The sequence below is a fragment of the Massilia sp. TSP1-1-2 genome, assembly GCF_049896185.1.
GTDB lineage: Bacteria > Pseudomonadota > Gammaproteobacteria > Burkholderiales > Burkholderiaceae_D > Telluria_A.
On record NZ_JAFCTU010000192.1, the window covers coordinates 1 to 612 of the forward strand.

Consider the following 612-nt stretch of genomic DNA (forward strand, 5'->3'; position numbering starts at 1 on the left):
CCTGGCTCTTCGTTGCCTTGACCGGCTCGGCCGCAACAGGTGATGGATCCGGCTTCGCCGCCACTGCAGGGAAGCCGACGGGCACTGCGGCAGGCACTGCGGCGCCCCCCGCAGGTGCTGCAGCGACTCCGGCAGCGACTTGTACCTTCGGGGCCGTCGCCAGGCCGGGCTCGACAGCTGTGTTGCCGATCCATTTGCCAAGGTGTTCCGGATACGCCAAGGCAAAGACAATCAGCGCCAGCGCCAAGACGCCGATCACTCTCACCAACGTCACTATGTTACGCATTGCAATCATGCCCTACCCTTCACAGTCTTATTGCAGCCCGACCCGTGCACCTGATTGGGCTACGGCACATCCGGCAACATGGGGGCGGAGCGCGCCGGTGCTTCGCCCGATCCGCTCACGCCTACGGCCGTCGGAACGCTGCTCGCCGGCGTGACCAATTTTTCAGCCAGACTGGCGTCCGACACCAGCTCCGGCAACTTGGCAACGGTACCCGGCTCACCACCGGCCGTTACCTGGGCCGCTGCGAGGCGCATGGGACGCGCACCATTTTCGTTTGCCAACATTGTATCGCCCTTTGCCCGGGCGATGACGATTCCACCGGTTGC

Annotated in this window: 2 protein-coding genes; both read right to left on the reverse strand. The window is 64.5% G+C overall.

Translation table 11 applies throughout. The features are described 5' to 3' along the window. The coding region (locus tag ACP7BV_RS27645; protein WP_426108117.1) for a hypothetical protein at positions 1–274 on the reverse strand (274 nt) is incomplete at its 3' end. A 71-nt stretch (positions 275–345) separates the two neighbouring features. Further along, a partial coding sequence (locus ACP7BV_RS27650; protein WP_426108118.1) for a hypothetical protein occupies positions 346–612 on the reverse strand: 267 nt, incomplete at its 5' end.